12 protein-coding genes are annotated in these 13351 nt (G+C 56.0%); 7 read left to right on the plus strand and 5 right to left on the minus strand.

Features of this window, described 5'->3' with window-relative positions:
* Positions 1-22: 22 nt before the first annotated feature.
* From GT613_RS05615 to GT613_RS05630, 4 genes are all read right to left on the minus strand, one after another.
* A complete protein-coding gene (locus GT613_RS05615; RefSeq protein ID WP_154249378.1) occupies positions 23-931 on the minus strand; it encodes a ParB N-terminal domain-containing protein in 909 nt (302 codons plus the stop codon).
* Positions 918-1685 carry a ParA family protein gene (locus tag GT613_RS05620; RefSeq protein ID WP_154249379.1) on the minus strand — a complete coding sequence of 256 codons (768 nt, stop codon included), beginning with the start codon at positions 1683-1685 and terminating at the stop codon, positions 918-920. The genes GT613_RS05615 and GT613_RS05620 overlap by 14 nt, the downstream gene beginning before the upstream one ends.
* Before the next feature lie 131 nt (positions 1686-1816).
* Entirely contained in the window at positions 1817-2194 is a 378-nt protein-coding gene (locus GT613_RS05625; protein WP_161172552.1) for a hypothetical protein, read from the minus strand.
* A gap of 101 nt (positions 2195-2295) precedes the next feature.
* Entirely contained in the window at positions 2296-2670 is a 375-nt protein-coding gene (locus tag GT613_RS05630; RefSeq protein ID WP_154249381.1) for a YraN family protein, read from the minus strand.
* A 431-nt stretch (positions 2671-3101) separates the two neighbouring features.
* On the opposite strand from GT613_RS05630, the gene GT613_RS05635 reads away from it, so the two are divergent.
* From GT613_RS05635 to GT613_RS05660, 6 genes are read left to right on the plus strand one after another with little or no spacing between them, the layout of a single operon-like run.
* Positions 3102-4082, plus strand: coding sequence for a YafY family protein (locus tag GT613_RS05635; RefSeq protein ID WP_154249382.1), 981 nt, complete (start codon positions 3102-3104; stop codon positions 4080-4082).
* Positions 4083-4090: 8 nt separating this feature from the next.
* A complete protein-coding gene (locus GT613_RS05640; protein WP_154249383.1) occupies positions 4091-5854 on the plus strand; it encodes a class I SAM-dependent DNA methyltransferase in 1764 nt (587 codons plus the stop codon).
* 2 nt (positions 5855-5856) lie between these two features.
* Complete coding sequence (locus GT613_RS05645; RefSeq protein WP_154249384.1) at positions 5857-7128, plus strand: restriction endonuclease subunit S; 1272 nt, start codon at positions 5857-5859, stop codon at positions 7126-7128.
* A 2-nt stretch (positions 7129-7130) separates the two neighbouring features.
* Entirely contained in the window at positions 7131-8021 is an 891-nt protein-coding gene (locus GT613_RS05650; RefSeq protein WP_161172553.1) for an AbiJ-NTD4 domain-containing protein, read from the plus strand.
* Complete coding sequence (locus GT613_RS05655; RefSeq protein WP_161172554.1) at positions 8008-11109, plus strand: type I restriction endonuclease subunit R; 3102 nt, start codon at positions 8008-8010, stop codon at positions 11107-11109. Before GT613_RS05650 ends, GT613_RS05655 begins: the two co-directional genes overlap by 14 nt.
* Before the next feature lie 4 nt (positions 11110-11113).
* The gene (locus GT613_RS05660; protein ID WP_154249387.1) at positions 11114-11779 is read left to right on the plus strand and encodes a hypothetical protein; all 666 of its coding nucleotides are present in this window, start codon (positions 11114-11116) and stop codon (positions 11777-11779) included.
* Here the strand turns inward: GT613_RS05660 and GT613_RS05665 are convergent.
* Positions 11776-12402: an ATP-binding protein gene (locus tag GT613_RS05665; RefSeq protein ID WP_154249388.1), complete on the minus strand. Its 627-nt coding sequence runs from the start codon at positions 12400-12402 to the stop codon at positions 11776-11778. The genes GT613_RS05660 and GT613_RS05665 overlap by 4 nt on opposite strands.
* A gap of 146 nt (positions 12403-12548) precedes the next feature.
* Between GT613_RS05665 and istA the strand changes: the two genes are divergently transcribed.
* On the plus strand, positions 12549-13351 hold an 803-nt coding region (gene istA / locus GT613_RS05670), incomplete at its 3' end, for an IS21 family transposase (RefSeq protein ID WP_161172555.1).

Below are 13351 nucleotides of genomic sequence, written 5' to 3' on the forward strand. Positions count from 1 at the left end.
GCGCCGATAAGTCCCAAGGTGGTCACTTAATGCACATCTTCGAGATTCGGGCGCTTATCCGCCGTATCTCGGAGACCGCCTCGCAGTCGGCCTTCGAGGGCTTTCCCTCCATCGAGGACATGTACGAGCGGAGGTCGTCGAGGATGCGGACGAGCCTCTTGTCGCACGGGCTCTCCAGTTCGAGCTTGCGCTTGAGGTACTCGGTCGTCTCCTTCTTGGAGAGCCCTGCGGGACGGCCCACGAAGAGGCGCGTCTGCTTCTCCCTCGGAAGGCCTTTGAGAATCTCGACGCTCGATGCCGAGAGCCTTCCCTCGTTGGCCTCGATCGCCCAGTTCCTGGAAAGGTCGCTCCGGATGGTCTTGGCCATCTTCTCGTCGCGAAGTATCGTCCTTCCGGAGACGGCCTTGCCGGTCTGCTGCTCGATCATCTCCGCCTTGATGTCCTCGGTGCGCTTCCCTTTAAGAGAGGGGTCTTCCGCGCGGAGGCGTTCCGCCTCGATGCCGAGCGCCTCCGTCGCGAATGCCCTCTCGGTCACCGTGAGCGAGCGCACGAAGTAGTTCGCCGTGTGGAGCAGCGTTATCGCCTGGGCGTCCGTGATCCCCTCGACGATCCGGCATGGAATGCGCGAGAACGCGTCGTCGTCTTTCGCGAGGAGGCGGAACGCCTCAAGGCGGCGGTGCCCCGAGATCATCTGGTAGCCGCCGTCGGCAAGCCTCCTCACGAGCGGGAGGTCGGTGAGACCGTCGCGCTTGATCGAGCTCGCGAGCTGCCTTATTGCCGACTCCTCCATCGAGTAGGCGACGTTCGCGGGATGCGCGGCGATCTCGCCGACGCCGATCTCGATGACGGGGAAGCGCTCGCGCGTCCTGGACTTCTCGTCCAGGAGCCCGGAGATCGAGAACGCCTTGGCGACGTCGCTAGCCGAGCTCATTGAGAACCTCCTCCGCCAAGGCCGCGTAGTCGCGCGCTGGCCTGCTGCCGGGCTCGAAGGATGCAACCGGCGTCCACTGCCAGCTTCCCTCGCAGACCTTGGCCGAGGCGTGGATCACGCTCGTAAACTGCGTGTCGGGGAAGAAGCGGTCGAGCACCTCTGCTCCCGTCCTCTCGGCCTTGGTCATGCGACCGGGGACGCAGGTGCGCAGGATCCGGTACTTGGGGCAGGGCATGCGCAGCGCCTCGGCGATGGATTTCGTGGCCTCCACCGTGAGCGCCGTTCCCCGCATGACCGTCGAGTCGAGCTTCACCGGGATGATGACGATGCCCCCGTCCGCAGCCGCGAGGTACGCGTTGAACGCCAGGCGCTTGAGCACCGGCGAGCAGTCGATGATCGCGATGTCGTAGGTGTCGGCGGCGTCGTCGAGCGCGAACTTGAGCCTCTGCTCGCGGAGCAGGAGCTCGTTCTGGTCGACGAGTTCGATGGTGGACGGGATCACGGATAGGTTCTCCGTTCCGGTCTCGAACGCGAGGTCGGCCACGGATGCCTGCCCGTAGAGCAGCTCGATGGAGCTTCTGCCCTCCGCCTTAGCCCTGTCGTAGAGCCCGTAGTAGTCGGTAGCAGAGGCCTGGGGGTCGAGGTCGATCAGGAGCACCCGCCTGCCCGCATCGGCGTAGATGCTGGCGAGGTTCACGGCGCTCGTCGTCTTGCCCACACCCCCCTTGTAGTTGGAGATGGCTATGGTGCGCATGCTTGTCCTTTCTCCCTTGCATCTCGCGCCCGCAGGTTGGAGGTTGGGCGCTTCGGGCTGATTTGTATTACATTCGGTATTGTACCCTAAAACAGTTCATTTGTGAACTGTTTTAGGGTACTTTGCGGTCTCTACCACCATGCGTGGTAGAAGATCTCATCCTCCTCGCCGGTCTCCTTGAGCACGCGCTCCAGCATGCTGACCGTCTCGTCGATGCACTGCGTGTAGTAGTCGTCTTCGTAGCCGAATGCCCCGAAGAAGAATCCTTCTTGCACCGGGAGGAGCTCGGGTGCCAGGAAGCGGTCGTCTTTAACGAGCCTGCAGTCGTCCATGAGGCAGACCAGATCCTGCCTGCAGACCGGATAGTACTCGCAGTTCTCGATGTATCCGTCGGAAGTGTTGCGCTCGAACCAGCCATGTATGTGGTTCGCCTTGCGCCAGTAGGCCAGGAGCTCGTGTTCGGCGTTTTCGCCCTTTGCCCTGCGGGTGAGGTACATGTCGAGTCCCATTCTCATGCGTCCTTTCAATCGTTGCCGGATACCCCGGGCTCCCGCCCGGGCCTTGCGGCCCAGGCGGGGCGGGGTTCCTCGTCTGGAGGAACGGAGGTCGTTTATTCCTCCGAGAGGCCGTAGCTCATCGCGTTGATGTGGTGGCGGATCATCGCCCTAGCCTCGCCGACTACCGTGATGGCGACGACGTCGAAGCGGACCGTGCAGTCGCAGATGTCCGGGTTCTCGGCGAGGTAGCTCATCGACATGCGCTCGAAGTCCTCGCGCTCCATGGTCGCCTCGTCGAAGCCGAACCCCTCGACCCTTCCGTCGCGCCCCTTCACCTGGACGAACACGATTGAGTCCTCTTCCTCGGCGATGATGTCGAACTTCCCGTCGCCGTCCGGGCACTCCCAGTTCGCGTCGAGGATCTCATAGCCCCGGCGATTGAGGAACATCTCTGCCGCGTCCTGTACGTGCTTGCTGAATTCCTTCATTCGAATCGACCTCCAATTCGTCTTCGGCTCGGCCCCTTTGGCCTGCCTTGTGAGGCGCATGGCGCACGGCGTCGCGGCCGTGCAAGGGAGGAAGCGAAGCGGCGGATCGAGGAAGCATCCTTGCCGTGCTGGTTTTCCTATTTGTTTTCCGGGGCATGCGAAGAGAGGTCATCCCTGACAAGAAATCGGAAAAGCATCGCGGCCCTTGCGCGGCAACGAGCGGCGCTGTGCGAGGGTGCGACGTTCAAGGAAGGCGAAGGGGCATGCGCGAGATTCGGAGAGTACGTGGATGGAGGAATTCGCACGTTCGCGTGGGCAGATGCTCCGCCCGGGAGGAGAAGTTATGCGAAAAAGGGACACCCAAAGCGGAGGTTCGGCCTCATCGCTTAGAATGAGTAATCAATGCATGTTATAGAGAAGGGGCGGGGAACATGGCAAACAACAGCAAGTCGAAGCTGAAGCTGCTGTACCTGAAGCGCATCCTCGAAGAGGAGACCGACGAGGGCCACGGGCTGTCCATGACGCAGCTCATCGACCGGCTGCATGCCTACGAGATACCGGCGGAGCGCAAGGGCGTCTACCGCGACCTTGAGACGCTGAAGGAATTCGGCCTCGATATCCGCACCTACCAGAGGAACCCCGTCCAGTACGCCGTCGTCAGGAGAGACTTCACGCTATCCGAGCTGATGCTCCTGGTGGACGCGGTGGAATCGTGCAAGTTCCTCACACGCAGGCAGTCCAACGCCCTCACCACGAACCTGAAGCTCCTCGCGAGCGACCACGAGCGGGCGCTGCTCGATCGCCGCATACACGTGCCCGGACGGATAACGTCGAAGAAGGACGGTGTGTTCGAGTGCATCGATATCCTGCACGATGCGATGCGACAGCACAAGAAGGTCTCCTTCATGTACTATAAATTCAACCTCAAGGGAGAGCGCAGGGCCACGCACGACGGCAGGCCGCACGAGGTTACCCCTGTGGGCATCACCTACTGGGACGGCTACTACTACCTGACCGCATGGAACGACGACCACGATTGCATGACCGAGTTTCGGATTGACCGCATGGAAAAGCTGCGGGTGTCCCAAAACGCGGCAACCCGCAACGAGAAGATAACGCATCATACCTTCGATGGCGACGACCACGAGAGCTTCGGCCGCTTCGGCGGCGAGCCCGTCACGGCGACGCTCCTCGTCGACGGCGACAAGGTCGAGATCATTATGGATCGCTTCGGCGATGCCGCCGAGATGTACGAGCACGACGATGAGACCGCGAAGGCGATCGTGAAGATCCGCAAGTCAGAGCCATTCTTCGGCTGGATAGCGGGGCTCGGAGGCACCGTGAGAATTCACGGTCCAAAGAGCTTGAAGGACGAATACAACAAGTACCTTAAGGGTTTGATTGAGGAATAAGAGGCATAATGAACCATTCTGCGATTTCGAGTTTCATCTGGGGCACCGCCGACCTGCTCCGTAGCAGTTACAAGCAGCACGAATACGGAGACATCATCCTTCCTTTCACGGTGATGCGAAGGCTCGATATCGTTCTCGCTTCAACAAAGCAGGCGGTTCTCGAAGAGTCAGAGAAAGAAATACCTGCTGCCTTAAAGAAGATGAAGAGCTTCGATGAGGGAGTCCTGCGTGACAAGAATCTCAAGAAAGCTGCAGGACAGGATTTCTACAACACCTCGGCGTTCACGATGGAAGACCTCGTGAAGGATGCTGACAACATCAAGGAGAACATGACCGCATACATCGACGGCTTCTCGCCGGAGATAGTGGACATCATGGAGAACTTCGATATCTACTCAGTGATTAACGACCTGGACAAGAAGGGTCTGCTGTTCCAAGTCACTGAAAGGTTCTGCAAACCGGACGTCGATCTCTCGCCTGAGAGCGTCAGCTCTGCTGACATGGGAGACATCTATGAGGAGCTTATCCGTAAGTTCTCAGAGGTGAGTAACGAAACAGCTGGTGAGCACTTCAGTCCACGTGACGGGCTGGCGCTAGCGGCAAGACTAGCTATAGCTGGAACCGAGGATGATATTGCCAAACCTAACCGCATCGTGAAAGTGTGCGATCCATGCGCGGGAACCGGCGGCGCTATTTCGGTCTTCGAGGACCTGGTTCGCGAGATCAATCCGCATGCCCATGTGATTGGCTTTGGCCAGGAGATCAATGAACAGTCATATGCCATCGCAAAAAGTGACACTATCCTCAAAGGGGGCAACGCGGCGAACATTGTCCTAGGCGATACATTGGGACCGGAGAATGAGCGTCTCGCGGGAGAAACCTTCGGATACCAAATCTCGAATCCTCCCTATGGTGTCAAATGGGAGAAATCGAAGGCATCTGTTAAAGCCGAGCATGACGAGCTCGGCTTCTCCGGACGTTTCGGTGCTGGTCTTCCGCGCATATCTGATGGTCAACTACTTTTCGTACAACACATGGTCTCGAAGATGCGCTCTCCCGAAGAGGGAGGCGGACGCATCGCCGTATTCCTGAACGGTAGCCCTCTGTTCACTGGAGCGGCTGAGAGCGGCGAGAGCGAAATACGCCGCCACCTTCTGGAGCACGACATGGTGGAGGCAATCGTCGCCATGCCGAACGACTTCTTCTTCAACACGGGCATCGCTACCTACATCTGGGTTATTACCAACAACAAATCAGATGAGCGCAAGGGCAAAGTCCAGCTCGTAAATGCTAATGGCATCTTCTCGAAGATGCGCAAGAGCCTGGGCAGCAAGCGCAAACAGTTCACCGATGAACAAATCGAAGAAATCGTTGGACTGTACGATGCCTTCGAAGAGGCGGATCCGAAGCTTTCGAAAGTGTTCGCCAACGATGATTTCGGATACACAACCATCACTGTAGAAAGACCGCTCAAAGACAAGAGCGGGAACCCTCTTACGGACAGGAAGGGCAACCCAAAACCAGACAGCGCGCTTCGTGATACTGAGAACATCCCACTTGATGAGGACATCGACGCTTACTTCGAACGCGAAGTGCTTCCTTACGCACCCGATGCTTGGATGGATCGCAAGAAGGACAAGATAGGCTACGAGATTCCGTTCACCCGCTATTTCTACGAATATACGCCATTGCGACCCAGTAGCGCGATTCTTGCTGAGATCAAAGAGCTTGAGGCGAGTATTGTCGACCAACTCCAGAAAGCTGGGTTGTAAAGATGAGAGAAGCTGCTTCGACAGAATGGATGGGCGCTTTACCACCCGAGTGGACAACAGCGAGAATATCGTCTCTGTATACTCCGAGAAACGAGAAGGTCAGCGAGGACGATTACCCCGCATTATCTGTAACAATGCAGGGTATTGTTCCTCAATTGGAAACAGCAGCAAAAAGCCAGGATACAGAGAACCGCAAGTTGGTCAGAACAGGCGACTTCGTAATTAACAGCCGATCCGATCGTCGTGGTTCCTGCGGGATTGCGCGCCAGGATGGCTCAGTCTCTTTGATTTCCAATGTACTCAATCCTATAGACGCAAATTCTATGGATCCAGAGTTTTTCGAATTCTTATTCAAAACCGAGGGTTTTGCAGATGAGTACTACAAATGGGGTACTGGGATAGTAGACGATTTATGGTCAACGAACTGGTCCAGAATGAAAAATATCATGGTCGCATACCCGTCATATGATGACCAGAAGATGATTGCTAAGTACCTAGATCAAAAGACCGCCGAAATCGATTTACTCATCGAGCAAACCGAACGCTCCATCGAGCTTCTTGAGGAATACCGCAAGTCGGTGATTTCAGAGGCGGTTACAAAAGGTCTCGATCCCGATGCTCCCATGAAGGACTCCGGCATCGAATGGATTGGCAAAATTCCAGAAAGCTGGACAACTCCTAAACTCAAATATATTTCTAGGATTGAAAGTGGTGCAACACCCGATAGGGAGAATTACTCATACTGGGACGGCACAATACCGTGGATAAAGACAGGGGAGCTTCAAAACGGAAAAACAACGAAAGCCCTCGAATCCATTACTGAAAGGGCGTTGGATGAAACGTCGGTAAAGCTATTTCCACAAGGAACTGTGTTGGTTGCCATGTATGGTCAAGGAAAAACTAGGGGGATGACCTCTCTTTTAGAGATTGAAGCTTGCACCAACCAGGCTTGTGCAGGAATCCAACCCGATCAAAAAGTTATTGTTCCTGAGTTTCTGCAGTTATTTATGATTGCATCATACAACGCGATAAGGTTAACTGCCCTAGGCTCTGGCCAGCCAAACTTAAGCTTGGACTTGATTGGAGATTGGGCAGTGTGTATCCCGCCTCTTTATGAGCAAGCGGGAATTGTTTGCAAAACACAGCAAGTGATGAGTCATTTTGATCAACTGTTGGATTGTAAGCGTGAATTACTGACTGCACTTCAAGACTATCGCAAATCCCTCATATTTGAAGCTGTCACCGGTAAGTTCAAAGTTCCGGGAGTGATGTAGGGATGGCTCTTTTCTCTGAAAGAATGGGCTTCGTTAAACCAAGGGACGCTATTCAAGTAGAATGCGCAAGCAAAGAACTGCGCATGACCTTGTACAACTTAGTGCATGGAATGCTGGGCGATTATGAACACGATTCGCCATCAGAAAGCGTGTGCAAAGAGCTTTGGATGATGAAATGGCATCGGCCCATCGACACGTTCCCTTTCCATTCTTATGACTTCTACCAAGAGCTGAACAAATGGGTGATCGATGGTGAATGGTACGCATGTTACGACTTACTTGAGTTTGTCTTCGGCGAAATGAAAGATCAAGGATTCTTTGATCCTGAGCCAATGAGCTTTGCATATGGTTTCAATAATTGGGGACCTCAGCCTGATCTTGAAAAGGAGTTCCGAGACGCCGTAAATGAACTCCTGGAAATTGAGGGATCCGGCTATCGCTTCATCAACGGAGAAATCTTACCAATTACCAATGAGCTTGAAATCGGTTCTTTGGAGCAATCGCTTGATCAAGAAAACGCCTTTGCTGGTGCAAGAAAGCATATTGAGAGTGCTTTGAAGTTGATCTCAAAAAAGCCCGACCCCGATCATCTTGGCGCATGCCGAGAATCTATCCTTGGCGCTGAGTCCGCCGCAAAGAAAGTAGCTGGCATCGAAGACGGGACTTTGAGTGATGCGGTTAAGGTATTGCAAAAGACTAAAGGTTTGCATCCTGCTCTGGCAGATGCCTGGAAAAAGATGTTCGGTTACATGAGCGACGAAAAAGGGATGCGGCATGCGGGAACCGAGGAACCGGTTAATGTCGATTTTGCTTTTGCCAAGTACATGCTCGTTACATGCTCGGCATTCGTCAATTACCTTGCGGAGGAGTTTGAGCAAGATGAACAACGTTGATCTAAACGAAAAAATCGATATCCCATTGGATGCAGACGAGATCCGCGATGGAGACGGCTTCGTGGATGGCAAGGATGTTTTTGTGGCCAGGAAGGTTGGCGGAACCTCCGAGGGAGATTTTGAGGACGATGTCGAGTTCTATCTTGGCAATGTTGGATGGAAAACGTTCGTGCAAGAACGCGCAACGGCTGAAGCTTCCGGACAGCCCAAGTGGCTTGTTGCGCAGCAAGACTACGATCGCAAGCTAGCTATCAAGACCGATTCACTCATCAGCTTCATCAAAGAGACTCAGCCGAAGGAATGGGCAAAAGTCGAAGGGCTCTACGGCGACAAGGCTGAGAGCAAGCTGCTTGAGAGAGTGGAAAGCGTTCTAGAGCCCCACCAGGACAACGATGGCCTTGTTGAGATCCTCCGAAAGGGCTTCGACATGGCACCGGGTGCTCATTTCCGCCTCGTCTATTTCAAGCCAGCAAACGACAAGAACCCGGATCTTATTGCGAAGTATAAGGCCAACCGCTTCGAAGTGGTGCGCCAGCTCGCTTATGGCAACCTCAAGACAAATGAGTTCGATACCGTGGATGTGGTGCTATTCCTCAACGGGATTCCTATTGTGACGATGGAGCTCAAGAACAACCTCACCGGTCAGCGCACAGCTCATGCCGTCAAGCAGTACAAGAACGATCGCGACCCCAAGGAAGTCTTGTTTAATCCGAACCAGCGCGCAATCGTACACTTCGCCTTGGACTCCGAAACCGTTGAGATGTGCACTTGGCTGAAGGGCAAGAGCAGCTTCTTCCTCCCATTCAACAAAGGCAACGGCATGTCCGGTGGGGGCAACCCTGCCAATGAGAACGGCTACCGAACCGAGTACCTCTACACAGAGGTCCTCGCCCCCGACTCCCTCCTCGATATCATCCAGCGATTCGTGCGCGTCGAGTACAAGGAGGACTCGAAGCGGCGCAAGGTCATGGGCAAGGTAATCTTCCCGCGCTATCACCAGCTCGATGCGGTGCGAAAGCTCACCGAGCATGCAAGAAAGCACGGGTCTGGTCAGAACTACCTCATCCAACATTCAGCAGGATCAGGCAAATCGAACTCGATCGCGTGGCTTGCCCACCACCTTCAATCGCTGCATGACGAGAACGACAAGCCGATCTTCGATACAGTCATCGTGCTCACAGATCGTCGCAACCTAGATTCGCAGCTCTCAGCCGATGTCGATGCTGTTGGCACCGTGCAAGGCGTAGTTCGCCGCATCGAGGAGAAGGATCACTCCTCCGGCCTCCGGGACGCAATAAATGAGGGCGCACAGATTATCACCTCGACCATCCAGAAGTTCCCCTACATTTGCAAGGAAACGAAAACGCAGGGAAAGACCTTCGCTGTCATCATCGACGAGGCTCACTCTTCGCAGACGGGACGTGCTCACGCCAAGATGAAGTACGCTCTGACCGACCTCAACGTTGCCGACCCGGAGAATCCGACTGCCGAAGACGAGATCGTCCGCGAGATGCGCTCCCAGGGCACGCTCCCGAACCTCTCGATCTTCGCCTTCACGGCGACGCCCAAGGCATCGACCCTGGAGGTATTCGGTACAAAGGGCGAGGACGGTAAACCGGCACCCTTCCACCTCTACTCTATGAAGCAAGCCATCGAGGAAGGCTTCATCCTCGACGTGCTTGAAAACTACACCGTCTACGACACCTACTTCAAATTGGTGAAGACCATCACGGACGATCCGCAGTACAAGGAGGCGAAGGCCAACAAGGCGCTCGTCAACATCGTGCGAAACGACCAGAGGCTCCTTGAGAAAAGGGCGGCAATCATCGTAGAGCACTTCGTGAACGACGTTGCTGGCGAACTCCACGGCAAAGCGAAGGCAATGGTTGTCACCCATTCCCGTTCGAGCGCGCTGGCCTACTACAACGCGATAAAGGCCTATGCGGAGAGCCAGGGCTACAACCTCGGCGTGCTGGCGGCATTCAGCGGAACGCTGCAGGACGGCGACAGGGAATGGACCGAGGCGAGCTTGAACGGTTTCCCTGAGAGCCAGACGGCCACCGAGTTCGACAAGGACGAGCACCGGATAATCGTGTGCGCGAACAAGTTCCAGACGGGATTCGACCAGCCGAAGCTGTGTGCCATGTACGTGGACAAGGTGCTGACGGGGGTAGCTGCAGTGCAGACACTCTCCCGTCTGAACCGTTGCTATCCCGGCAAGCGAACCTTCATCCTCGACTTCGTGAACGACTGGGAGACGATCCGTGCGTCGTTCTCGAACTACTACGAGGTCACAGAGATCGATGAGGTAACGGATCCGAGCATCATCTACGACACCAAGAGACGACTCGACCAGTTCGGTGTGTACCAACTCTCAGAGATCGAGACAGTGGCGAACGCCTGGTACGGCGAGACGGACGAGCAGAGGAAGCTGAAGAGAATTGAGGGGCTGCTCGCCCCAGAGGTCGATAGATGGAACGCGCTTGAACACGAGGATAAGGTGCTCTTCAAGGCGCTATTGAAGAAGTTCCTCAAAACCTATTCGTTCGTCACGCAGATGCTCAAGTTCGGAGACGAGAGCCTGCATCAGTTCTTCGCGTATGCGGGATTACTGGTTAAGAAGCTATATATCGAGACGTCGGACGACGTGAGGCTGCGCGACAAGGTCGACATCGAGTACCTGCGCGTGGAGGACAAGGGAACGAGGTCGATCTCGCTCGAACCGGAGAAGCTGCACAACGGAGCGGCCATCCCCGGGATCAGGCCTCCGGAGGAGAAGGAGTTCCTCTCCGAGCTCGTGCGGCAGATGAACGAGCGCTTCGGCACCGACTGGCAAGATGCCGACAAGCTCATCAAGGCCGTAGGCGACAAGATCATGGAGGACGATGACTTCGTCACAACTGCGCAGAACAACTCCATAAGCGAGGTCGAGAGCATCTTCATGGACGCCTATACGAGCGCCCTCATCGCCATCATCAGCGAGGGCGGCGAGATGGCGGATGCCATCGCCAAGAACCCCGAGGGCTACGAGGAGTTTTTAAGAGAGAACCTGCTGCCCTATGTATACAAGAAATGTCGCGGAGAGTGATCACGTGAAAAATGTACGCCAAATTGACAAGGATGTAGTAAAAGGCGTTCTGCTCGTCCTGAGCGAAGGCAGAAGCACGGTTACCTATGGCGAGCTGTCTAAGATTATTGAGGGGGCTTCAGGAAGGAGGATCAATCCCCATATGGGATTCAATGTCCCTTTGGGAAGGATTCAGGACTACTGCATCGAAAGCGACGTTCCATGCCTTTCAGCTCTGGTCGTGAATCAGGATCAAATACCCGGTCCGGGGTTTATTGAGCAATACAGAAAAACCAACCCGTTTGACAAGCGCTCAGATCAAAAGATTCTGGAAGACGAGCAGAAATCATGTCTTGAAAACCAAGATTGGTCGCATCTGCTTCAGCTATGCGACATCGCTCCCGACGAGCTCTGGAATAAGGATATGAAGCCTTTGAGCCAGGGTTTTCTCAACTGGTCTGCGCTGGTGCCCATCTTAGACCAATACGAGGATGGGTTGGCATCTCGGAGAGATGAGGAAATCTACAAATTGAGTATTGCGGCATCCTCGGGTGGTGATTCCGCAATGCGTCAGTGCGCAAATCCATTGGCCATCGGTGCGCGCTTGCGCCGACAATCGGGCTGGGAGTCATTCTGCTCCCAGCCCTTTTTCGAGCTTTCAGTCGCTCGACTTCCGCGGTCCTCGCGCTAGATTATGCCGGACATCCTCTTCCTCATGGATTCGGTGCCCTCGATGTGCATCACGTGCGAGTTGAACACCAGCCTGTCCACGACGGCGTCTGCCATGGCGTTGTCGCCGAGCTTCGCGCGCCATCCGGAGGGCGCGAACTGCGAGCATAGAATGAGCGATCCCTTCCTGTGCCTTGCCTCCACTATCTCCAGAACTTCCCTGGTCTGAGATGGAGATATCGTTTCCAGCAGCCAGTCGTCGACGATCAGCAAATCGCAAGCGATGTACCGCTTTCTCATCTTCGCCCACGTCTCGCCTTTTGCGATGCACAGCGTATCCAGCAGTTCCGGCAGCCGCACGTACCTCACTGTCTTGAACGCATTGCAGGCAGCCACTCCCAAAGCGCATGCCATCCACGACTTCCCTGCACCTGAAGCGCCCGTGATTATGAGGTTTCTGGCCGCGTCCACCCATGTGCAGTTCGACAGCTCCATCACCTTGGCGCGATCGAGCGCACGGTCGGGATCGTAGCGGACATCGCACACGTTGGCATCGGGATCGCAGAAGGCCGCCTGGCGCAGGAGCCTCGTCCGCTTGTTGGCGCGCCTTGTGACTATTTCACCGCTTTTGCTACGCCATTCCAAACATCGCTGCTACAGTGTTCCACGGTTGGCTGATACACCCCAACGAGAAGAATTGACACGCGCCCCGCAAGGGGCGCTTCCTTTTCCAGCAAAATCTCGATGGGCGCGAAGGGCGCCCTTGGCCATCGAGAGAAAAGGAGAAGGAAATGGTCAAGTACAGGGAGATCCTCAGGCAGAGGGCCATGGGGATAAGCATCAGGAACATCGCGTTCTCGTGCGGGTGTTCCACGGCGACGGTCGTCACCGTCGTCGACAGGGCGAAGGCGCGCGGGCTGGAGTGGCCGCTGCCGGAGGAGATGAACGACGCGGCGATACGCGCGGTCATCTACCCGAGGGAGCCCAAGTCCGACGCATCGAAGGCCGAGATCGACCACGAGCGGGTCGACAGGGAGATGGAGCGCCCGGGCGTTACGCTCATGGTGCTGTGGTCGGAGTACTGCGACGCCGCGCTGGCGTCGGGCAAGGAGCCCTACATGTACTCGGCGTTCTGCCAGAGGCACAGGAAATGGGCTATGGCGAACAAGGTCGCCATGCACATCGAGCGCAAGCCGGCACAGGAGATGCAAGTCGATTACGTCGGGGACACCATGGGCGTCCTGGACCTGGACACGGGCGAGCTGCTGAAGGTGTACGTGTTCGCGGCCTGCCTGCCCTACTCGGGCGAGCTCTACGCCGAGGGATTCTACGACATGAAGGAGGAATCCTGGGTCGAGGCCCACGTGCACGCGTTCTCGTTCTACGGCGGCAGCGTGCCGATAATCGTCCCGGACAACCTGAAGCAGGGCGTGGCCAGGAACACGGTGGAGGAGCTCGTCGTCAACGAGCAGTACCGGCGCATGGCCGAGCACTACGGCTGCGCCATCGTCCCCGCGCGGCCGAGGAAGCCGCGCGACAAGGGGGCGATCGAGATGGGCGTCCGGGTCATAGAGCAGCGCGCCATGGCGCCGCT

This window comes from Eggerthella sp. BIOML-A4 (assembly GCF_009875575.1).
Classification (GTDB): Bacteria; Actinomycetota; Coriobacteriia; order Coriobacteriales; family Eggerthellaceae; genus Eggerthella; species Eggerthella lenta.

What these genes read in the sequence shown, in the direction of transcription:
- GT613_RS05630 (WP_154249381.1), bottom strand. Translation starts at nt 2,670, where the DNA reads ATGAAGGAATTCAGCAAGCACGTACAGGACGCGGCAGAGATGTTCCTC.
- GT613_RS05635 (WP_154249382.1), top strand. Translation starts at nt 3,102, where the DNA reads ATGGCAAACAACAGCAAGTCGAAGCTGAAGCTGCTGTACCTGAAGCGC.
- GT613_RS05655 (WP_161172554.1), top strand. Translation starts at nt 8,008, where the DNA reads ATGAACAACGTTGATCTAAACGAAAAAATCGATATCCCATTGGATGCA.
- GT613_RS05615 (WP_154249378.1), bottom strand. Translation starts at nt 931, where the DNA reads ATGAGCTCGGCTAGCGACGTCGCCAAGGCGTTCTCGATCTCCGGGCTC.
- GT613_RS05645 (WP_154249384.1), top strand. Translation starts at nt 5,857, where the DNA reads ATGAGAGAAGCTGCTTCGACAGAATGGATGGGCGCTTTACCACCCGAG.
- GT613_RS05620 (WP_154249379.1), bottom strand. Translation starts at nt 1,685, where the DNA reads ATGCGCACCATAGCCATCTCCAACTACAAGGGGGGTGTGGGCAAGACG.
- GT613_RS05640 (WP_154249383.1), top strand. Translation starts at nt 4,091, where the DNA reads ATGAACCATTCTGCGATTTCGAGTTTCATCTGGGGCACCGCCGACCTG.
- GT613_RS05650 (WP_161172553.1), top strand. Translation starts at nt 7,131, where the DNA reads ATGGCTCTTTTCTCTGAAAGAATGGGCTTCGTTAAACCAAGGGACGCT.
- GT613_RS05625 (WP_161172552.1), bottom strand. Translation starts at nt 2,194, where the DNA reads ATGGGACTCGACATGTACCTCACCCGCAGGGCAAAGGGCGAAAACGCC.